Here is a 19,666-nt window from a genome sequence, read left to right as displayed (position 1 = left end):
ATCGGCGCCGATGCCGTCATGTGATCTGTGTACGATCGCGGCCGATGCCGACGCCTGCGACCGCCGATCAGCCCACACCTGGAGTCCTACCGTCCGGTGGGGTGCCGGCGACGGGTCGGTTGCCGCGCCCGGCACGGCTCGCGGCGGCGTTCGCGGCGGCGTGGATCGGGCCGCTGCTGACCCATCTGGTCAAGCTCGACTTCTTACTGCCCGTAATCGTGCTGGCACTCCTGATGGCCGTCCAGCGGGGCGTGGCGGGCGTGCTCGACCGGCTCGTGCTGGCGCTGGGGCAGGCGTTCGGGGCGCTCTGCGTGGCCGGGCTGCTCTTCTCCGTCTGGCCGTGGGGGCTGCACCCGGTGCCGATCGCCGGCGTCGCGTTGAGCGTTCTGGTGGCGCTGGTGGCCGTGACCCGCCCGGCGTGGCGGACGATCTACCGGCCGGGCGCGCGCGACCTGCTCGCCGGGGCCGCCGCACTGGGGGTCGCCGGGGCGGCCGCGGTGCCGTTCGCGCTGCGCGACCTGGGCGGTCGCATCGGGATCATCGCCGCCGGCGAGGACATGGCCCGGCACATCGTGCTGACGGACATCATCGGACAGGCCGGCGGGTACGCGTTCCTGCACCGGGACGTCGCCGACCGCTTCCTCTCCGCCGACGTCGCCTCCGGGATCAGCAACTATCCGCAGGGCACGTATCTCACCTACGCCGTCCTGGACCGGTTCGTGCGCTCGTCCGACCGCAACACCGACGCGATCACGCAGGCGAGCCACGTGCTGTGGCTGTACGTGGCGACGTTCGCGTTCCTGGGGCTGGCGGTGCTGTGGGCGGTGCGGCGGGTCGCCGGTCCGGGCGCCACGCCGCTGCGCCTGGCGCCGGTGCTGGCCGTCGCGGCGGCCTGGGTGTACTGCGCCGACCCGGTGGCCGTCTTCGTGCGCGGCTATCCCAACCAGCTGATGGGCATGGCGCTCGCGGCCATCCTGACGGGCCTGGTCGTGCGGCCGCTGACGCACCGGGGCGCGCAGGGGATCACGGTCGCGCTGCTGGTCGTCGGGGTGTCGTTCAGCTACCACCTGTTCCTGCCGTACGCCGGCGTCGCCGCGCTGGTGTGGGCGTTGCGCACCGGGGCCTGGCGGCATCCCGGGGTCGTCGCCGCCGGGGTCGTCGCGGCGCCGTTCACCCTGATCACCCCGATCCTCAACCTGAACGCCGCCACGGCCGAGCACCTCGGCACGGCCGGCACGGCGCTCCCGGTCGACCGGCCGCTGACGGCGCTGCTCGTCCTGCTGGCGCTGATGGCGACCACGGCGCGGCGGGGGCTGCGCTCGCCGGCGTTCCTGCGCGGACTCATGGCGCTCGGCGCCGCGCTGACCGTCGCGCTGGGCCTCGCCGTCGTGCAGTTGGTGACGGTCGGCTCGACGGTCTACTACTTCGAGAAGACCCTGCACCTGGCGATCATCGTGGCGCTGGTGCTGCTCGGCGGCCTCGTACGGCTGGTGCCGCGGCGAACGGTGCCGGCGCTGGCCTGCGCGGTGCCGCTGCTGCTGGTGATCGCGGCGACCGGCGGTCAGTGGCACACCCGGCCGGGTGCGACGGGACTGCGGCTGCTCGCCGGCATCGACCGGGGTTCCCCGGCGGGCGGCAGCGACGCGGTGTACCTCGCGCGGCAGCACCCGCGCAGCGGCGAGGCCGTGACGGTCGACCTGATGAGCACCCCGTACCGGAACTGGCTCGGCACGCTCTACGCCTCGTCGCTGACCCGCAACTACCGCTACGGGCACGCCTGGTACGCGTTCCTCAACCCGGCCAACCCGCCGAAGACGCTCGACGACCTGGATGCCATCGTGGCGCAGAGCCCGGTGCCGGTGCGCTTCTACGTGGCGAACGCCAAGGCGAGCATGCTGGTCCTCGACCCGGCCCGGCCGGCCCGCGAGAGCGACAAGCCCGGCGGCGACCCGGTGCAGTTCGGCGCGGCGGGCGCGCTGACGAACATCGAGGCGGCGGAGTACCTGGCGGCCCGCTACCCGGGCAAGGTCCAGGTCATCCACGGCAAGCCGCCCGAGCGGGTCTGATCCCCGGGCGCGCGCATCCCGCAGCGACGCGGTCGGCGGCCCGGCTCCGGCGCGGCCCGGGTCGACGGCTCCGGCGAGCCGCCGGAGGCCGTCGAGCCGCCGTCGAAAGACTCCGAGCCCCACCGGCGGCGGCCGGCAGGGCTCGGGAGCGTGCGGGCGTCAGCTCTCGCTGGGCTTGTCGTCCCCGGAGGAGTCGTCGTCCGCGTCGATCTCGTCGAGCACGGCGTCGACGGCCGCGGAGTCGTCCTTCGCGGCGGCCCCGCCCACCCCCGACTCGGCGGGCGGCAGCGGGTCGTCCTTCTTCGCCGGCGCCGGCGAAACCGGCACGTCGGCCGGCGTCTCCGCGGCGGCGGCGGCCGCGTCGGTCTTCCCGCCGTTGAGCAGCGCCGTCAGCGCCGCCCCGGTGATCCGGCGGAACGTGCGCCCCGGCCGCCGCCGGTCCAGCACGGCGACCTCGAGCTGCGTGGCCGGGATGTCCCGCGCGTTGCCGCCGTCGCCGCCGACGCTGCCCAGCGCCTCGATCGCGACGGCCAGCGCCTCGGCGAGGCTCAGGTCGGGCCGGTGCTTGTCCTTGACGACCGTCGCTACGGCCTCGGACTGCCCGCCGATGACCAGGCGGCCCGGCTCGGTCTGCACCGTCCCGTCGAACGTCAACCGGTACAGCTCGTCGCTGTCCGGCGACGCGCCGACCTCGGCCACGCAGATCTCCACCTCGAACGGCTTCGGCTGCTCCGTGAAGATCGAACCGAGCGTCTGCGCGTAGGCGTTGGCGAGCGCACGCCCGGTGACGTCACGCCGGTCGTACGAGTAGCCGCGCAGGTCGGCGAGGCGGACGCCGGCCGTGCGCAGGTTTTCGAACTCGTTGTACCGGCCGACGGCGGCGAAGCCGATCCGGTCGTAGATCTCGCTCACCTTGTGCAGGGCGGTCGACAGGTTCTCCGCGACGAACAGGACCCCGCCCTCGTAGCTCATCACCACGGCACTGCGGCCGCGGCCGATGTTCTTGCGGGCGTACTCCGCCCGGTCGCGCATGATCTGCTCGGGCGACGCGTAGAACTGCATTGCCACCGGTGGGCTCTCCTTTACGGCCTCAGTGAGCTGGGAAGCGAATCAGCCGACGGGGTTGTCGCGGCGCGCCTCGACCTCGGCGCGGGCGATCTCGGCGACCTGCTCGTCCGGCACCCGCTGCGAGCCCTCGGCGGTCGCGGTCCAGACGATCGGGTACAGGTTGCGGATCAGGTCCGGCCCGCCGGTGGCGGTGTCGTCGTCCGCGGCGTCGTACAGCGCACCCACGGCGCGCGAAACGGCGTCGTCGACCGACAGCCCCGGCCGGTACGTCTTCTTGAGGGCCGAACGCGCGAAGATCGAGCCGGAGCCGAGCGCGTCGTACCCGGTCTCCTCGTAGACGCCGCCCGCGACGTCGAAGCTGAAGATCCGGCCGGCCTTCGCCGGATCCGTGGCGTGCAGGTCGAACCCGGCGAACAGCGGGATGGCGGCGAGCCCCTGGAGGGCGGCACCGAGGTTGTTGCGCACCATCGTCGCGAGCCGGTTGGCCTTGCCGTCGATCGACAGCATGGCGCCCTCGATCTTCTCGTAGTGCTCCAGCTCCACCTGGAACAGCCGGATCAGCTCGAGGCCGATACCGGCGGTGCCGGCCATGCCGACCAGCGAGTACGCGTCGGCGGCGTACACCTTCTCGATGTCCCGCTGGGCGATGAGGTTGCCCATGGTGGCCCGACGGTCGCCGGCGAGCACCACGCCGCCCTCGCACGTGATGCCCACGATCGTGGTGGCGTGCGCGGTGACGTCGGCGTTGTAGCCGGCGGGCAACGGACGGCGGCCGGGCAGGAGCTGCGGCGCGGCGACATTGAGGAACTCGACGAACGACGAACTGCCCGGCGTGGTGAACACGGCCGGGAGACGGCCGAATGATTCCGTACCCGCTGCCACTTAGCTCCCTTTCAGTTGATCTCGCCAGGGCACCACCTTACGCCGCATACCCCGACGCCATGACGAGCGTGATCGAGGTGTTGCGGACGACTACGCCACAGGGGTCACTGACCGCCCTTTTGCACGTACCCCCGGACGAACTCCTCGGCGTTTTCCTCGAGCACCGAGTCGATCTCGTCGAGCAGGTCGTCGACGTCCTCGCTCAGCTTCTCGTGGCGCTCCGCCACCTCCGGGTTGGCCTCGGCGGGGGGAGCCGCGTCGACTTCCTCTTCCCGCTTGCTCTTGCCGGACTGGGACTGCCCGCCGGTGTCACGTGTCGCCATGCTCGCCGCCTCTCGCAAACTGTTGTGGCTAAACCTATCTCGCCGGTACGACAGTTATCGCCCTGCACCGGGCGGATCATCCGGAGGTCAGCGCCTCCAACAGGTCCTTGGCGCTCACACACCGGTCGAACAGCGCGCCGACGTGCCGCTTCGTGCCGCGTTCGGGCTCCATCATCGGAACCCGCACGAGTGACTCGCGGCCGACGTCGAAGATGACCGAGTCCCAGCTGGCGGCCACCACCTCGGCGGCGTACTGGGCCAGGCAGCGGCCCCGGAAGTAGGCGCGGGTGTCCTCGGGCGGCTCCACCATCGCCCGGCGCACCTCCTCGTCGGTGAACAGCGTCTCCATCGCCCCACGGGCCACCAGCCGGTGGTAGAGCCCCTTCTCCGGCCGCACGTCGGAGTACTGCAGGTCGACGAGCTGGAGCTTGTGCGAGGCCCAGCCGAGGTTCTCCCGCTCGCGGTAGCCCTCCAGGAGGCGCAGCTTGGCGACCCAGTCGAGTTCCCGCGCACAGAGCATGGGATCGCGGCCGAGGCGGTCCAGCACGCTCTCCCAGCGGTCGAGGACCTCGGCGGTGATCGGGTCGACGTCGGAGCCCATCCGGTCCTCGACGAACGCCCGCGCCCGCTCGAGGTAGGCCCACTGGATGTCGAGGGCGGTGAGCCGCCGGCCGTCGCGCATCCGGATGCGGTGGGTCAGCGTCGGGTCGTGGCTGACGGCCTTGAGCTCGGCGACCGGGTCGGCGATGCCGAGGTCGGACGGCAGCACCTTCTCCTCGATCATGCTGAGCACGAGCGCGGTGGTGCCGACCTTGAGGTAGGTGGAGATCTCCGAGAGGTTGGCGTCGCCGATGATCACGTGCAGCCGCCGGTACTTGTCGGCGTCGGCGTGCGGCTCGTCGCGGGTGTTGATGATCGGCCGCTTGAGCGTGGTCTCCAGGCCGACCTCGACCTCGAAGAAGTCCGCGCGCTGGGAGATCTGGAACCCGGCGGTGGAGCCGTCCTGCCCGATGCCGACCCGGCCGGCGCCGGTCACGATCTGCCGGGACACGAAGAACGGCGTCAGATGGCTGACGATCTCCGCGAACGCGGTCTGCCGCTTCATCAGGTAGTTCTCGTGGGCGCCGTAGCTGACGCCCTTGTTGTCGGCGTTGTTCTTGTACAGGTGGATCGGCTGGGTGCCGGGGATGGTGGCCGCGCGGCGGGCGGCCTCGGCCATGACCCGCTCCCCCGCCTTGTCCCACAGCACCAGGTCGCGCGGGTTGGTCACCTCGGGCGTGGAGTACTCGGGGTGCGCGTGGTCGACGTAGAGGCGGGCGCCGTTGGTCAGTATCACGTTGGCCAGGCCGAGATCCTCGTCGGCGAGCGCCTCCGCCGGGTCGTAGAGCGCGCCGGAGTACGTGAACCCGCGGGCGTCGCGCAGCGGCGACTCCTCCTCGTAGTCCCATCGCGCCCGGCCGCCCTTGGTCAGCTCGGGCCGGGCCCCGTAGGCGTTGACCACCTGGGACGAGGTGACCATGGGGTTGGCCGAGGAGTTGCCCGGGACCGAGATGCCGTACTCGACCTCGGAGCCCATCACGCGCCGCACAGTCATACCTTCGCCTCATTCGCCGGTGCCGCCGCTTCCGTTGCACCACGAGCCTAGACGCTGCGCCGACCGGACGGCCGCACGCGGTGACTCCTTCCTCGCCATCCGGCGAAGCGGGTGCCGCCCGGCGGGGGCGATCCGCGGCGGCGGTGGATGGAAGTATGTGCCCATGCCGCCGCCCCGTCTGCGTCCCTACCTACTGTGGGAGGCGGTTCTGCTGGTGGGTGTTCTCGTCGCGGTGCCGCTCGCCGCGGGGTCGGACGAGGACGCGCCGTGGCTGCTCGCGGGCGACATCGCGCTGGTGGGCTTCCTGGCGGGGGCGTTCGCGCTGTCGTTGCGCACGGGCACGCCCAATCTGGCCGTCGGCGGGCTGGCCGCCACGGGCGGCGTATTGACCGCGGGCCTGGCGGAGGTCGGCCTGACCGCCCTGGTCGGGGTGCTCATCTTCGGTGCCGTCGCGGGGCTTTCGATGGTCGCGCTCGTGGTGCCGCTGCGCCTGCCGGCGTGGGCCGTGTCGACGGCGGCGCTGGCGCTGCTGCTGCCGCTCGCGGCCGCCTTCTCCGACGGGCGGATCGTCGGCCTCGGCGGTGACGGGGCCCTGCCGGGCGTGGGGGTGGTGCTGCTGGTGACGTTCGGGCTCGGGTCGGTGGGCGTGGCGCTGTGGTGGCAGCGCGCGGGCAGCGGCGGGCGGTGGACCCTCGACGGGCCGGACGCCCGGCTGCGGCCGGCGATGGTGGGCCTGCTCGCGACGAGCGTCGTCGCGACGGTCGGCGGCGCGCTGATCGCCTTCTGGCAGGGGGCCGCCACGCCGGGCCAGCCGCCGCAGGTGACGCTGGCGGTGGCGGCCGCGCTGCTCGGGGGCACCGGCGTGCGGGGCCGGCTCGCCGGGGTCGCCGGCACGGCGTTGGCGACGGCGCTGGTGGTGAGCCTGCATCGCTGGGTGGAGGCGGAGACGTATCCGCCGGCGGCCAACCTCGTAGTCGGGCTGCTGGCGGCGGTGGGCCTGATCGCCGGGGCGGTTCTGTCCAGATTTACGACTAATGCGAGAAACGCTCCGGAGAGGCCGAAAGCGCCGGTAACGTAACGTTTCGTGATCAGGTCGGCGGTCGCCTCCCGCACCGCCGGCACCGACCCGAACGGCGCCGGGCACTGGCGACTGTGGCTGCCGCCGCTGGCCGCGTACCTGCTGAGCCATCTGATCCAGGCCGTCGCCGAGTACCGCTCCGGCTTCGCGTACTTCACCGTCGACGGGCGGGCCCGGTTCGACAGTCAGCTCTATCTGGAGATCGCCGAGCACGGCTACACCCTGGTCCGCTGCGGCGACATCGGACTCGGCCACGAGACCGGCCCCGACTCGTGGTGCGGCACCGCCGGCTGGTTCCCGCTGTACCCGGCGCTCATCCGGGTCGTGGCGACGCTGAGCCCGTTCGACCTGCCGCAGGCGGCTCTGGTCGTGACCGAGGCCGCGACCGTGGCGATGTTCGGGCTGTTCTGGTGGCTGCTGCTGCGGCTGCCGGGCGGCGGTCCGGTCACCCGGGGCGCGCTGCTGGTCGCGCTCGCGGCGATGCCGGCCGCGACCTACTTCCACGCCGTCTTCCCGATGTCGGTCGCCGTCGCCGCCGCGCTGGCCCACGTCGCGCTGCTGCACGCGGGCCGCCCGCTCGCCGCGGGCCTCGTCGGCGCCGTCGCCGCCGCGGCCTACCCGATCGGCGGCGGCATCGTCGTGATCGGTCTCGTTCTCGCGGGAACGGCGCCCGCCCGCAACGCCCGCACCCTGCTGGCCGGCGCCCTGCCGGCCCTGGGCACGCTGGGTGTCTTCGCCACGCACGCCGTCACGGTGGGCCGCTGGGACGCCTACTTCCTGGTCCAGGACCGCTACCGGGCCAGGGGCGACGGCAGCGATCCCGGGCACAACCTGCTCACGCTGCTGCGGGACGCCCCGCCGGTGCCCTACTCGCCGGACCCCGCCCCCGCGCACCAGATCGAACGGTGGCAGCAGGTCGCGCCGGCCGAGATGGCGTTCGCCCTGGCGTTGACCCTGCTCGTGACGGCCGTGGCGGTCCTGCCGGTGCTGCGGCGCCGGCGGCCCGACCCGCTGGACGCCGGCCTCGCGCTGTACACGCTGGCGATCTTCGTCACCCCGCTGCTGATCGGTACGCAGATCTCGCAGTACCGGGCGCACCTGCTGCTGGCGCCGGGCCTGCTGGTGCTGCGCCGCCTGCCGGCCGTGGCCGGGTGCGGGCTGGCGCTGGTGATGCTTCCGCTGTCGTACGTGATGGGAACGATGTTCGGCCCGCGCATCCTCTTCTGAGAGAACGCGCGGGCCGAAGGAAAGCGGACTACAGGTACTGGCCGGTGTTGGACGCGGTCTCGATGGACCGGCCCGCCTCCGCGCCCTTGCCACCGGAGACGAGCGTGCGGATGTAGACGATCCGCTCGCCCTTCTTGCCGGAGATCCGGGCCCAGTCGTCGGGGTTGGTGGTGTTGGGCAGGTCCTCGTTCTCCCGGAACTCGTCGACGCAGGAGTCGAGGAGGTGCTGCAGGCGCAGCCCCTTCTGCTGGGACGAGAGGAAGTCCTTGATGGCCATCTTCTTCGCCCGGTCGACGATGTTCTGGATCATGGCGCCGGAGTTGAAGTCCTTGAAGTACAGGACCTCCTTGTCACCGTTGGCGTAGGTGACCTCCAGGAAGCGGTTCTCCTCCGTCTCGGAGTACATCCGCAGCACCGTGGCCTGGATCATCGCCGCCACGCACGCCTCACGGGAGCCGCCGTGCTCGCTGACGTCGTCGTCGTGCAGCGGCAGGCCGGTGAGGATGTACTTGGAGAAGATGTCCTTCGCCGCCTCGGCGTCCGGCCGCTCGATCTTGATCTTCACGTCCAGGCGGCCCGGCCGCAGGATCGCGGGGTCGATCATGTCCTCGCGGTTGGAGGCGCCGATCACGATGACGTTTTCCAGGCCCTCGACGCCGTCGATCTCCGACAGCAGCTGAGGAACGATCGTGTTCTCCACGTCGGAGGAGACACCGGAGCCGCGGGTGCGGAACACCGAGTCCATCTCGTCGAAGAACACGATGACCGGAGTGCCCTCGCCGGCCTTCTCGCGCGCCCGCTGGAAGATCAGCCGGATGTGCCGCTCGGTCTCGCCGACGTACTTGTTGAGCAGCTCGGGGCCCTTGATGTTGAGGAAGAAGCTGGTCGCCTTCTCCTCACCACGCCGCTCGGCGATCTTCTTGGCCAACGAGTTGGCCACCGCCTTGGCGATCAGGGTCTTGCCGCACCCGGGCGGGCCGTAGAGCAGGATGCCCTTCGGCGGCCGCAGGTGGTGCTCCCGGAAGAGGTCGGAGTGCAGGAACGGCAGCTCGACCGCGTCGCGGATCGCCTCGATCTGCTTGTCGAGGCCACCGATGTCGTGGTAGTCGACGTCGGGAACCTCTTCGAGGACGAGCTCCTCGACCTCGCTCTTGGGGATCCGCTCGTAGGCGTACGCCGAACGCGGCTCCACCATCAGCGAGTCCCCGGCGCGCAACGGCACCTCGGCGAGCGACTCGGCGAGGAAGACGATGCGCTCCTCGTCGGCATGCGAGATGACCAGCGCCCGGTCGTGGCGCTCGCCCTCCGGAACCTCGAGCAGCTCCTTCAGCATGACGACCTCGCCGACCCGCTCGAAGCCGAACGCGTCGACCACGTTGAGCGCGTCGTTGAGGAGCACTTCCTGGCCGCGCTGCAGGTCGTCGACCTCCAGCGCCGGAGACACCGCCACCCGCAGCTTGCGGCCTCCGGTGAACACGTCGACGGTGCCGTCTTCGTGCTTGGACAGGAAAACTCCGTAACCGCTCGGTGGCTGAGCCAGCCGGTCAACCTCTTCTTTGAGGGTGACGATCTGGGCCCGCGCCTCCTTGAGCGTGGCCACCAGCCGCTCGTTGTTCTCCGTCAGCCTGGACAGCTGCGCCTGCGCGGCCGCCAAGCGCTCTTCGAGCTGGCGTACATGACGCGGGCTCTCGGTCAGCTTGCGCCGAACGAGGGCCAGCTCCTCCTGCAGGTACGCGACCTGGGTGGCGAGGTCATGTGCATCCCTCTCCCACCGTGCGGCGCGCGCATCTGCGTCGTCGCTACGTGCCACGTCCCACCTCCCCGGGGGCTAAACGTCGTGTACTAACACTAGCGGCTGATCGCCTTCGTCGGTCGAACGCATCGCCCATGGTTCGTGCGCGATTCGGCCTCGGGTACCGTCGAATTGGTTGACAGCGAGGGGAGTCGAGCCGTGGACGAGGCGCTACGGGTGGCCGTGGACCAGGATCTGTGCACGGGTGACGGCCTGTGCGTGCAGTACGCGCCCGATGTCTTCGAGTTCGACATCGACGGCCTGGCCTACGTCAAGGACAGCACGGGTGAGCTGCAAATGGCTCCCGGCAAGCGGGTCGATGTCCCGACACACCTGCGGCTGGACGTGATCGACGCGGCGCGGGACTGCCCCGGCGAGTGCATCCACGTGACGCGCGCCTCGGACGACGTCCCGGTGGCCGGCCCGCTGGCGGAGAGCGACCCCGCGGCCGCCTGACCGGCCCGCGTGATTTAGATCATCGGACGACCCACCAGGGACGAGACCAACCGCGCGAATTCCTCCAAACGGGCGATCTGGCCGGCGCCGCCGTCGTCGAGCGTCTTGCCGAAGCGCAGCGCGTCGTGGCGCACCGTCTGCGTCGCGGACTCCTCGGAGCCGCCGTTCGGGCCGACGCTGGTCTCGTCGATCGAACTGAGCAGCAGGTACACGTCCACGCTGTCCACGCGCGGGTGCCCGGTGGCGGTGCGGGTCAGCCGGCGCCGGCAGCCCACCTCGGTCACCGCCGAGAGGGCCACCACGCGCAGCGACGAGGACATCGAGCCGGGTGGGCCGTCGCCGGGCGGCAGGTCCTCGCCGTGCCACAGCACGAGCCGGGTGCCGTCGCAGACGACCACCTCCTGCCACACGCCGTTGACCTCGTTGACGAAGCGTTCCAGCGTGAACGCGATCACCGTGCTGCCGCGCAGCACCCCGGCGAGCGCGTCGAGGGCGATGTCCGGATCGCGTAGGTAGGCGCGCGCGGCGGAGTCCAGGTCCTGGTACGGCGACCAGTCCGGGAAGACCGCCGGCATCTCCCCGCCGAAGCCCGAACGGGTCATAGGTCCCCCGATTCCTCCGCCGCCCCTTCGGTCGCCGCTCGTGTGGCGGCGAGGGCCCGCTTGACCGCGTACGCCTCCGCGCCCTTGCTGGGCTTGCGCCGCCGTGGCGGGGCGGTGACGCCCGGGGCCAGTCGACGCGCCGTCACCAGGAACGCCGTGTGCGCGATCATCCGGTGGTCCGGCCGCACGGCCAGCCCGTCGGCGTGCCAGTCGCGCACCAGCGACTCCCAGGCCCGCGGCTCGGTGAAGCAGCCGCGCTCGCGCAGGGCCTCGACCAGTTCGGACAGCTGGGGGGTCGTGGCGACGTAGCCGATGAAGACGCCGCCGGGCACGAGTGCGCGCTCGACGAGGTCCAACTGCTCCCAGGGCGTGAGCATGTCTAGGATTATCCGGTCAAATTCGCGCTCCGTGCAGGTTCCCACGTCATCCACGGTGAGGAACCAGTTGGGCGGGACGTCCCCGGCGAACGCGGCCACGTTCTTCTTGGCGATCTCGGCGAAGTCGGCGCGCTGCTCGAACGAGTGCAGCTGTCCCGTCGGCCCCACGGCGCGCAGCAGCCAGCAGCTCAGCGCCCCGGAACCGGCACCGGCCTCGAGCACCTTGGCGCCCGGGAAGACGTCGCCCATGGCCACGATCTGGGCGGCGTCCTTCGGGTAGATCACCTGGGCGCCGCGCGGCATGCCGAGCACGTAGTCGGCGAGCAGCGGCCGCAGCGCCAGGTAGGCGGTGCCGCCGGCCGAGGTGACCACACTGCCGTCGGGCAGCCCGATGAGGGTGTCGTGCGGGATGGCGCCCCGGTGGGTGTGGAACTCCTTACCCGGCTCCAGGACGATCGTGTGCAGTCGGCCCTTGGGGTCGGTCAGCTGCACGCGCTCGCCCGGCCGGAACGGCCCCCGCCGTCCGCCGGAGACGGCCGGCGGCTCGACATCCATCAGGGACACGTTCGACTCGGCGCTGCTCACTGACCTGATCACCCACTCTTGCCTGGTTTCGGGGCACCGGGTTCGAGGACCCGGGCGAGATCCGCGACGCGCAGGATCCCCACCACATCCTCACCTGCCGTCACGAGGTACTCCCCCACGGGGTCCGCCTGGACCGCCTTCAGCACGTCGGAGCCGCGCGTTCCGGCCGGCAGCGTCCGCGCCGGGTCCAGGCCGCGGGCCACGTCGTCCACCGCCACCCAGTCCCGCCTTTCCGGGGGAACGGCGTCGGCGGCGGCCTCGTGCACCACGGCGCGCACCCGGTCGTCCGGCCCCACCACGACCAGCGCGGCGCCCGGCGCACCGTCCGCGGCGGCGCGGCGTTCGGCCTCGGCGAGTGCGGTACCGGACGGGACCCGGTACAGCGGACGGGCCAGCCGGTCGACGTCGACCAGGTGCAGCCGTCGCCCGGCCCGGCCGAGGCGCACCGCGCCGGTGGCCCCGAACCAGATCGACCCGGCGACGATCACCGTGAAGACTATCCCGATGAGCGACAGGGCCGACACCTGGTAGAGCGCCCAGCCGCCGACCACGCACCCGCCGGCGAGAACCTGCCCGGCCCGGCCGGCGACCTCCCGGCCCCGGTGCGGGTCGCCGGTGCCGGCCCAGATCAGCGCGTGCAGGGCGCGACCGCCGTCCAGCGGCAGCCCGGGCAGCGCGTTGAACACCGTGATGATGGCGTTGCTGACCGCCACCTGCACGAGGAACTGCCCGGCGAGCGTGTCCCGGGGAACGGCCGCCGCGGCGGCCCCGGCCGCGAGCGTGAGCAGCAGCGACGCGGCCGGCCCGGCGAGGGAGACCAGCGCCTCGACCCGCGGGCGGGGCGCGTCGCCCTCCATCTCGGTGTAGCCGCCGAGCAGTTCGAGGGTGATGGCCCGCACGCCGATGCCGAGGCGGCGGCCGGCCAGGGCGTGCCCCAGCTCGTGCAGCAGCACCGACAGCACCAGGCTCCCCACGAACGCCAGCCCGAGCGCGTACCCACCGGCGGCCGGCAGGTCCGGCCGGTCGGCCCGCAGGCTCTCGCCGTACACGAACGTCACCGCGAACGCCAGCAGCAGCCACGAGGGGCTCAGGTACAGCGGAAAGCCCAGGACGTGCCCCAGCCGGACACCGCGGCGCCCGAGCAGCGCGGCGCCCCGACGAGGTGAACGGCGCTCGCGCTGAGACATCCCGTCGAATGCTACGGGCAACGCAACGACACTCGTGGGTGGTGCGCCCGACGGTTTCGTCGTACCCCTCGCCTAGCCTCGTGGCATGACGGTTGACGCATCACCCGCCGCGGCAAGGGAAGAGCAGCACCGCGGGCCCTCGCTGTCCCCGTCGCGGGCCGCGGACTTCAAGTCCTGCCCACTGCTGTACCGGTTCCGCTCGATCGACCGGCTGCCGGAGCGGCCCAATGCCGACGCGGTGCGCGGCACGCTGGTGCACGCGGTGCTGGAGCGGCTGTTCGACCTGCCGGCGGCCGAGCGCACCCCGGAGTCCGCGGCCGCGCTGGTGGCGCCGAGCTGGGCGGCGCTGCGGGAGGAGCGGGTCGAGGTGGGCGAGCTGTTCGCCGGTGGTGACGCCGCGGGCGAGCTGTCCGAGGAGGAGTTCATCGCGGGGGCCACCGAGCTGCTCGGCGGCTACTTCGCCGTGGAGGACCCGCGGCGGCTGGAGCCCGCCGAGCGGGAGATCCTGGTCGAGACGACGCTCGGCGACGGGCTGCTGCTGCGCGGGATCGTCGACCGGCTCGACGTGGCGCCCGACGGCGCGATCCGGGTCGTGGACTACAAGAGCGGCGGGGCGCCGCGGGAGGCGTTCGAGGCGCGGGCGCTGTTCCAGCTGAAGTTCTACGCGCTGGTGCTGTGGCGTACCCGCGGGGTGGTGCCCCGGGTGCTGCGGCTGCTGTACCTCAAGGACGAGGAGGCCTGCGACTACACGCCGGACAGCGAGGAGCTGGAGCGGTTCGAGCGGACGCTGGTGGCGCTCTGGGACGCGATCGAGCGGGCCACCCGGGCGAAGGACTTCCGGCCCCGGCCGAGCAAGCTGTGCGGTTGGTGCAGCCACCAGGCGCTGTGCCCCGAGTTCGGCGGCACGCCGCCACCGTTCCCGGCAGTGCCCCACGATTCGCTGCCGCAAGGCGTCGGCGAAAAGGTATTGACAGGTGGGGACGAGCCTGTAGCGGCGGGATGAGCTCACCTCGTCCTCGGGGATGAGACGGAATCACCGTCGCCGACGATCGACAGGCCGTGGCGGCAGATAGCGTCGTTTTCATGACACCGGCCGAGCCCCGCGAGGTACGTGGTGCCGTGCTGCGCCACGATCTGCTGCTCGCCGCCGGGATCGCCGCCGTCGAGCTGGTCCTGCTGGTGATCAATCCGGTGTCGGCGGTCACGGGAGGCCGCGGCCTGCTGATCGCGATCGGATGGCTCGCGATCGTCTACGCGGTGCTGCCGTGGCGGCGGCTGTACCCGTGGTTCGTCGTCAACGTGGTCGCGCTGCACACGCTCGTCGCCTCGTTCGACCCGGCGACGCTGCCGGGCTCCGCCGTGGGCGTGATGCTCGTGACGTACACCGTCGCCTCGCGCCGGCAGCTGTCCGCGGCGGTGACCGCGACGCTGGCGATCTGGGTGCCCGCGACGCTCGTCATGGTGGTGACCGGCGGGCCGGAACTGCCCAACGTCAACATGCCCGTCGCGTACTCGGCGATCGGCAACCTGATGGTGGCGTTGATCGTGTTCTTCGTGGGGCGCACCGTCCACATCAGACGCGCCTACGTCGCCGCGCTGGAGGACCGGGCCACCACCGCCGAGGCCAACCAGCGCACCCTCGCCGAGCAGGCCGTCGCCGAGGAACGCCGCCGCATCGCCCGCGAGCTGCACGACGTCGTGGCGCACCATGTGAGCGTGATGAGCGTGCTGGCCACCGGTACGCGGCGGACGATGCGACGCGATCCCGCCGCCGCCGACGAGGCGCTGACCACGATCGAGGAGACCGGGCGGGTGGCGCTGCGCGAGATGCGCAGGCTGCTGACCGTGCTGCGCACCGAGGCGGAGCCGGCCGGGGAGCTGGAGCCGCAGCCCGGGCTGCCGGGCCTGTCGGCGCTGTGCGAGCAGATCCGCGAGGCGGGCCTGCCGGTCGGCCTGACCGTCGCCGGCGAGCCCGGGCCGCTGGATCCGGGCGTGGCGCTGACCGTCTACCGGATCGTCCAGGAGGCGCTGACCAACGCGCTCAAGCACGCCGGCCCGGCCGCCACGGCCGAGGTGCGGCTGAACTTCACGCCCAAGGAGCTCACGATCGAGATCAGCGACAACGGCCGGGGCCCGCATCCGTCCGGCGACGACCACATCGGGCACGGCCTGCTCGGCATGCGCGAACGGATCAGCCTCTACGGCGGCACGTTGCGCACCGGTCCCCGGCCGGGTGGCGGTTACCGGGTGTCGGTGTGCATTCCGATGGACAACGTAGGAGCGTCCCACTCATGACTGACGCCAAGCCGATCCGGATCCTCCTCGCGGATGATCAGCCGCTGCTGCGCACCGGGTTCAAGATGGTGCTCGGGGCCGAACCCGATCTGGACATCGTCGGCGAGGCCGGCAACGGTGCCGAGGCCGTCGACCTGGCCCGGCGGCTGCTGCCGGACGTGGTGCTGATGGACATCCGCATGCCCCGGCTGGACGGCGTCGGGGCGACCCGGGCCATCGTCGAGGCGAAGCTGCCGGTGCGGGTGCTGATCCTGACGACGTTCGACCTGGATGAGTACGTGGTGGGGGCGCTCAGGGCGGGGGCCAGCGGTTTCCTCGCCAAAGACGTTCCCGCGGATGATCTGGTGGCCTCGATCCGGACGGTCGCAGCGGGCGACGCGGTGGTCGCGCCCCGGATCCTGAAGCGGCTGCTCGGAAAGTTCGCGTCGGTGCTGCCGGACCCGACCGCGGACGCCCCGAAGGGCCTGGACGCGCTGACCGAACGCGAGCGGGAGGTGCTGAGCCAACTGGCCCGGGGCCTGTCCAACGCGGAGATCGCCAAGGAACTGTCGGTCAGCGAGACCACCGTGAAGACACACGTGGGGCACGTGTTGACCAAGTTGGGACTGCGGGATCGCGTGCAGGCCGTGGTCCTCGCGTATGAGACCGGTCTCGTACGCCCCGGGCAGTGACTCCACCCGGCGGCGGAGCCGGGAATCGGCGCCGAGTACGACGGATGGAGCCTTCCGGCCGCTTAGCGTGAACGGGACTCAAGGACAACGGGAGGACAGACAGTGACCGGGACTATCGAGGCGACGGGGACCGCCGCCCGCACGGTGGACGTCTGGAAGGTGTACGGCAGCGGCGAGGCGCAGGTCATCGCCCTGCGGTCGGTCAGTGTCGAACTGGGCAAGGGCAAGTTCACGGCGATCATGGGTCCCTCGGGGTCCGGCAAGTCGACGCTGATGCACTGCCTGGCCGGGCTGGACTCGGTCACCCGCGGTGAGGTGTTCATCGGGGACACGCGGTTGACCGGCATGAACGACAAGAAGCTCACCGAGCTGCGGCGCACCAAGGTCGGGTTCATCTTCCAGCAGTTCAACCTGCTGCCGACGCTGACCGCGGAGGAGAACATCACGCTTCCGCTGTCGATCGCCGGCCGCAAGCCGGACAAGGCCTGGTTCGACACGGTGATCGACACCGTCGGGCTGCGGGACCGGTTGAAGCACCGCCCGACGCAGCTCTCCGGCGGTCAGCAGCAGCGCGTGGCCTGCGCCCGCGCGCTGGTCGCCCGCCCGGAGGTCATCTTCGCCGACGAGCCCACCGGCAACCTCGACTCCAAGTCGGGCGCCGAGGTGCTGGGCTTCCTGCGCAACAGCGTGCGGGAGTTCGGGCAGACGATCGTGATGGTGACGCACGACCCGGTCGCGGCGAGCTACGCCGACCGCGTGATCTTCCTGGCCGACGGGGCCGTGGTCAGCGAGCTGTTCGAGCCGACCGCCGACACCGTGCTCGACAAGCTCAAGAACATCGAGGTCAACGCGCCGTCGCTGACGAAGGCGGAGGCCCAGCAATGATCAAGGCGACGCTGAAGAGCCTGCTGGCGCGAAAGCTGCGGCTGCTGCTCTCCGGCCTGGCGGTCGTCCTCGCGGTCACGTTCATCTCCGGGTCGTTCGTGCTCACCGACACGCTCGGGCGCTCGTTCGACAAGCTGTTCGAGACGGTCTACGAGAACACCGACATCCAGGTCACCACGAAGCCGCCGATCGAGGGCGACGCCGGGTTCGCCCTGCCGACGAGTATCAGATCCGAGGACATCGCCAAGGTGAAGGCGGTGCCGGGCGTCGAGAAGGCCACCGGCCAGATCGCCGTCAACGGGGCCCGCGTCATCGGCCGCAACAACAAGCTCGTGCCGAACACCACCGGCACCCGCCTCGGGGCCAACTGGACCGGCGACGACGAGGTCGCGAAGATCCGGGACGGGCAGGCGCCCACGTCGGACAACGAGGTGATGCTCAACGGTCAGGTCGCCAAGGACAGCGGCTACAAGATCGGCGAGACCGTGAAGGTGAAGACGCCGGCCGACAACCTGATCCACGAGTTCAAGGTCGTCGGCATCGTCGGCAACTCGGGCGGCCGCGACTCGATCGGTGGCGAGCACATCGTCTTCTTCACCGAGAAGGCCGCGCAGGAGTTCCTGCTCGGGGCGCCCGGCACCTACTCGCTGATCGACGTGCGGGCCGCGTCCGGGGTGCCGCTGGCCACCCTGCAGAAGGACCTCAGGGCCGCGCTGGGCGACCAGTACCTGGTGGAGACCGGTGCGGAGCTGGCCAAGAAGAACGCCGCGCCGTTGAAGCAGATCTTCAAGTTCTTCAACTACGTGCTGCTCGGCTTCGGCGTCATCGCGCTCATGGTCGGCATCTTCCTGATCCTGAACACGTTCTCGATCGTCGTGGCGCAGCGGACCCGCGAACTGGCCCTCATGCGGGCCATGGGCGCCGGCCGTGGGCAGATGGTCGGCTCGGTGCTGACGGAGGCGTTCATCGTCGGGCTGATCGGCTCGACGCTGGGGCTGCTCGCCGGCGTGGGGCTCGGGGCGCTGGGCGCCTGGGGGCTGGCGCAGACCGTGGACGGGCTCGAGGTCGCGGGGCTGGCGGTGCCGCCGGCGGCGATCATCCTGGCGTTCGCGATCGGGATCCCGGTCACGCTGATCGCCGCGCTGATGCCGGCGTTGAAGGCGGCGTTCATCCCGCCGATCGCGGCCATGCGCGACGCGGCCACGGCCGACCGTCCGCTGACCTGGATCACGATCTCCGGAGCGGTGGTCACCCTCATCGGCGGCACGTTCCTCTTCCTCGGATTGAACGGCACGGGCTCCGGCACCACCACGTTGCTGCTGGTGCTGGCGGGTGTGCTGGTGCTGCTGGTCGGCTCGGCGCTGCTCACGCCGTTCCTGTGCCGGCCGGTGGTCTCCGTCATCGGGAGGCTCTTCTCCTGGTCGGTGCCGGGCAAGCTGGGTCGGCGCAACTCGTCGCGGAACCCGCGCCGCACGGCCATCACCGCGGCGGCCGTCATGATCGGTATCGCGTTGGTGACGGGCATCAGCACGATCGTCAGTTCCGTGGAGGCCAGCGCCACCAAGGCGATCGACAAGCAGCTCGCGGCCGACCTGGTGATCTCCGGCGAGCAGACCTCGGAGATCCCGCCGACGATCGACCCGGCCGACCTGAGCCGGATCCGGAACATCGACGGCGTCGACCGGACGGTGGCGGTGACCTACGAGTTCTTCGCCAAGGCCGGCGACAAGGACGCCTTCGTCCTCGCCTACGACGACTGGGCCGCCGCCCGCGCTGTCCTGCACCTGGAGCAGGAGAGCGGCAACATCGGCGAGATCGCACCCGGACAGGTGGTGCTCGACAAGAACACCGCCAAGGACGCGAACCTGAAGGTCGGCGACACGGTCAATCTGCAGCTGCCCAAGGGCGCGAAGCAGATGCAGGTCGTCGGCATCACGAAGGAGAGCGACGTCGCCAACGGCTGGACCATCTCGATGCCGGACGCGCAGGCGCTGTTCCGCTCGGCGGCACCGATCTCGGCCTACCTGACGATCGACTCCGGTGCCTCCGCGGCGGCCGTGAAGAAGGCCGTGGACGCGGACCTGCGCAACAGCCCCGAGGTGACGGTGCAGACCCGCGACGAGTTCGTCGACAGCCAGCTGTTCTTCTTCACGTTCCTGATCGGCGCCGTGCAGGTGCTGCTGATGGTGGCCATCGCGATCTCGGTCCTCGGTGTCATCAACACGCTGGTGCTCTCCGTCCTGGAACGCACCCGCGAGCTGGGCATGCTGCGGGCGATCGGCCTGCGGCGCAGCCAGACGATGCGCATGATCACCGTGGAGTCGGTGGTGATCTCGCTGTTCGGCACGCTGCTCGGCCTCGGGGTCGGTGCCGGGCTCGGCATCTCGGTGGTGAAGGCGCTGAAGGACCAGGGCTTCAGCACCCTCGCGATGCCGTGGGGGCTGATGGGGGCCTACCTGCTCGCCGCGCTGGTGATCGGGGTCGGCGCCGCGGTGATCCCGGCGGTGCGGGCCGCCCGGCTCAACGTTCTGAACGCCATCGCCTACGAGTGAGTCACCGTTTTCGCGGGGGTCCGGCT

Annotated in this window: 16 protein-coding genes and 1 pseudogene; 9 read left to right on the top strand and 8 right to left on the bottom strand. The window is 71.3% G+C overall.

What is annotated here, in order from left to right:
- Positions 1-101 precede the first annotated feature (101 nt).
- Positions 102-2,066, top strand: coding sequence for a hypothetical protein (locus Val02_RS17625; RefSeq protein ID WP_203900178.1), 1,965 nt, complete (start codon positions 102-104; stop codon positions 2,064-2,066).
- Positions 2,067-2,372: 306 nt separating this feature from the next.
- On the opposite strand, the pseudogene prcA reads toward Val02_RS17625, so the two are convergent.
- The 4 genes and pseudogenes from prcA to dop all read right to left on the bottom strand — a co-directional run.
- Positions 2,373-3,134: pseudogene (gene prcA / locus Val02_RS17620) on the bottom strand (proteasome subunit alpha); the annotation flags it as partial.
- A 42-nt stretch (positions 3,135-3,176) separates the two neighbouring features.
- Positions 3,177-4,016, bottom strand: coding sequence for a proteasome subunit beta (gene prcB, locus Val02_RS17615; protein ID WP_203900176.1), 840 nt, complete (start codon positions 4,014-4,016; stop codon positions 3,177-3,179).
- Between the two features lie 104 nt (positions 4,017-4,120).
- Positions 4,121-4,339 (bottom strand): ubiquitin-like protein Pup, encoded by a 219-nt coding sequence (locus Val02_RS17610; RefSeq protein ID WP_203900175.1) that lies wholly within the window; start codon positions 4,337-4,339, stop codon positions 4,121-4,123.
- Between the two features lie 76 nt (positions 4,340-4,415).
- Complete coding sequence (dop, locus tag Val02_RS17605; RefSeq protein ID WP_373317908.1) at positions 4,416-5,933, bottom strand: depupylase/deamidase Dop; 1,518 nt, start codon at positions 5,931-5,933, stop codon at positions 4,416-4,418.
- A gap of 163 nt (positions 5,934-6,096) precedes the next feature.
- Here dop and Val02_RS17600 point away from each other — a divergent pair, with 163 nt between their 5' ends.
- On the top strand, positions 6,097-7,011 hold the full coding sequence (locus tag Val02_RS17600) for an ABC transporter permease (RefSeq protein WP_203900174.1): 915 nt from the start codon (positions 6,097-6,099) through the stop codon (positions 7,009-7,011).
- A 6-nt stretch (positions 7,012-7,017) separates the two neighbouring features.
- Complete coding sequence (locus Val02_RS17595; RefSeq protein ID WP_203900173.1) at positions 7,018-8,238, top strand: hypothetical protein; 1,221 nt, start codon at positions 7,018-7,020, stop codon at positions 8,236-8,238.
- Positions 8,239-8,266: 28 nt separating this feature from the next.
- Here Val02_RS17595 and arc read toward each other — a convergent pair whose 3' ends face one another.
- The gene (gene arc, locus Val02_RS17590; RefSeq protein ID WP_203900172.1) at positions 8,267-10,048 is read right to left on the bottom strand and encodes a proteasome ATPase; all 1,782 of its coding nucleotides are present in this window, start codon (positions 10,046-10,048) and stop codon (positions 8,267-8,269) included.
- Positions 10,049-10,189: 141 nt separating this feature from the next.
- Here arc and Val02_RS17585 point away from each other — a divergent pair, with 141 nt between their 5' ends.
- Positions 10,190-10,486, top strand: coding sequence for a ferredoxin (locus Val02_RS17585; protein ID WP_203900171.1), 297 nt, complete (start codon positions 10,190-10,192; stop codon positions 10,484-10,486).
- A gap of 14 nt (positions 10,487-10,500) precedes the next feature.
- On the opposite strand, the gene Val02_RS17580 is transcribed toward Val02_RS17585, so the two are convergent.
- Genes Val02_RS17580 through Val02_RS17570 form a run of 3 tightly spaced genes read right to left on the bottom strand, consistent with a single transcriptional unit; the run spans position 10,501 to position 13,237 of the window.
- The gene (locus tag Val02_RS17580; protein ID WP_203900170.1) at positions 10,501-11,088 is read right to left on the bottom strand and encodes a hypothetical protein; all 588 of its coding nucleotides are present in this window, start codon (positions 11,086-11,088) and stop codon (positions 10,501-10,503) included.
- Positions 11,085-12,020 (bottom strand): tRNA (adenine-N1)-methyltransferase, encoded by a 936-nt coding sequence (locus Val02_RS17575; protein ID WP_203900169.1) that lies wholly within the window; start codon positions 12,018-12,020, stop codon positions 11,085-11,087. Before Val02_RS17575 ends, Val02_RS17580 begins: the two co-directional genes overlap by 4 nt.
- Before the next feature lie 38 nt (positions 12,021-12,058).
- The gene (locus Val02_RS17570) at positions 12,059-13,237 is read right to left on the bottom strand and encodes a M50 family metallopeptidase (RefSeq protein ID WP_203900168.1); all 1,179 of its coding nucleotides are present in this window, start codon (positions 13,235-13,237) and stop codon (positions 12,059-12,061) included.
- Between the two features lie 85 nt (positions 13,238-13,322).
- On the opposite strand from Val02_RS17570, the gene Val02_RS17565 reads away from it, so the two are divergent.
- The 5 genes from Val02_RS17565 (at position 13,323) to Val02_RS17545 (ending at position 19,640) form a co-directional block, all read left to right on the top strand.
- A complete protein-coding gene (locus tag Val02_RS17565) occupies positions 13,323-14,240 on the top strand; it encodes a RecB family exonuclease (protein WP_203900167.1) in 918 nt (305 codons plus the stop codon).
- Positions 14,241-14,320: 80 nt separating this feature from the next.
- The gene (locus Val02_RS17560) at positions 14,321-15,532 is read left to right on the top strand and encodes a sensor histidine kinase (RefSeq protein WP_203900166.1); all 1,212 of its coding nucleotides are present in this window, start codon (positions 14,321-14,323) and stop codon (positions 15,530-15,532) included.
- Positions 15,529-16,203, top strand: a complete 675-nt coding sequence (locus Val02_RS17555; RefSeq protein ID WP_203900165.1) for a response regulator — start codon at positions 15,529-15,531, stop codon at positions 16,201-16,203. Before Val02_RS17560 ends, Val02_RS17555 begins: the two co-directional genes overlap by 4 nt.
- 102 nt (positions 16,204-16,305) lie before the next feature.
- The gene (locus tag Val02_RS17550) at positions 16,306-17,088 is read left to right on the top strand and encodes an ABC transporter ATP-binding protein (protein ID WP_239153108.1); all 783 of its coding nucleotides are present in this window, start codon (positions 16,306-16,308) and stop codon (positions 17,086-17,088) included.
- Positions 17,085-19,640 (top strand): ABC transporter permease, encoded by a 2,556-nt coding sequence (locus tag Val02_RS17545; RefSeq protein ID WP_203900164.1) that lies wholly within the window; start codon positions 17,085-17,087, stop codon positions 19,638-19,640. Before Val02_RS17550 ends, Val02_RS17545 begins: the two co-directional genes overlap by 4 nt.
- The last annotated feature ends 26 nt before the right edge of the window (positions 19,641-19,666 follow it).

Source organism: Virgisporangium aliadipatigenens (assembly GCF_016863615.1).
GTDB lineage: Bacteria > Actinomycetota > Actinomycetes > Mycobacteriales > Micromonosporaceae > Virgisporangium > Virgisporangium aliadipatigenens.
The sequence above is the reverse complement of the archived record's forward strand: the minus strand, read 5'-3'. Positions and strand labels throughout refer to the sequence as shown.

Excerpts from the sequence above, each read along its gene's own strand:
- Val02_RS17555 (WP_203900165.1), top strand. The coding sequence starts at position 15,529 with ATGACTGACGCCAAGCCGATCCGGATCCTCCTCGCGGATGATCAGCCG.
- Val02_RS17565 (WP_203900167.1), top strand. The coding sequence starts at position 13,323 with ATGACGGTTGACGCATCACCCGCCGCGGCAAGGGAAGAGCAGCACCGC.
- Val02_RS17560 (WP_203900166.1), top strand. The coding sequence starts at position 14,321 with ATGACACCGGCCGAGCCCCGCGAGGTACGTGGTGCCGTGCTGCGCCAC.
- Val02_RS17545 (WP_203900164.1), top strand. The coding sequence starts at position 17,085 with ATGATCAAGGCGACGCTGAAGAGCCTGCTGGCGCGAAAGCTGCGGCTG.
- Val02_RS17570 (WP_203900168.1), bottom strand. The coding sequence starts at position 13,237 with ATGTCTCAGCGCGAGCGCCGTTCACCTCGTCGGGGCGCCGCGCTGCTC.
- Val02_RS17610 (WP_203900175.1), bottom strand. The coding sequence starts at position 4,339 with ATGGCGACACGTGACACCGGCGGGCAGTCCCAGTCCGGCAAGAGCAAG.
- Val02_RS17580 (WP_203900170.1), bottom strand. The coding sequence starts at position 11,088 with ATGACCCGTTCGGGCTTCGGCGGGGAGATGCCGGCGGTCTTCCCGGAC.
- dop (WP_373317908.1), bottom strand. The coding sequence starts at position 5,933 with ATGACTGTGCGGCGCGTGATGGGCTCCGAGGTCGAGTACGGCATCTCG.
- Val02_RS17575 (WP_203900169.1), bottom strand. The coding sequence starts at position 12,020 with ATGGATGTCGAGCCGCCGGCCGTCTCCGGCGGACGGCGGGGGCCGTTC.
- Val02_RS17600 (WP_203900174.1), top strand. The coding sequence starts at position 6,097 with ATGCCGCCGCCCCGTCTGCGTCCCTACCTACTGTGGGAGGCGGTTCTG.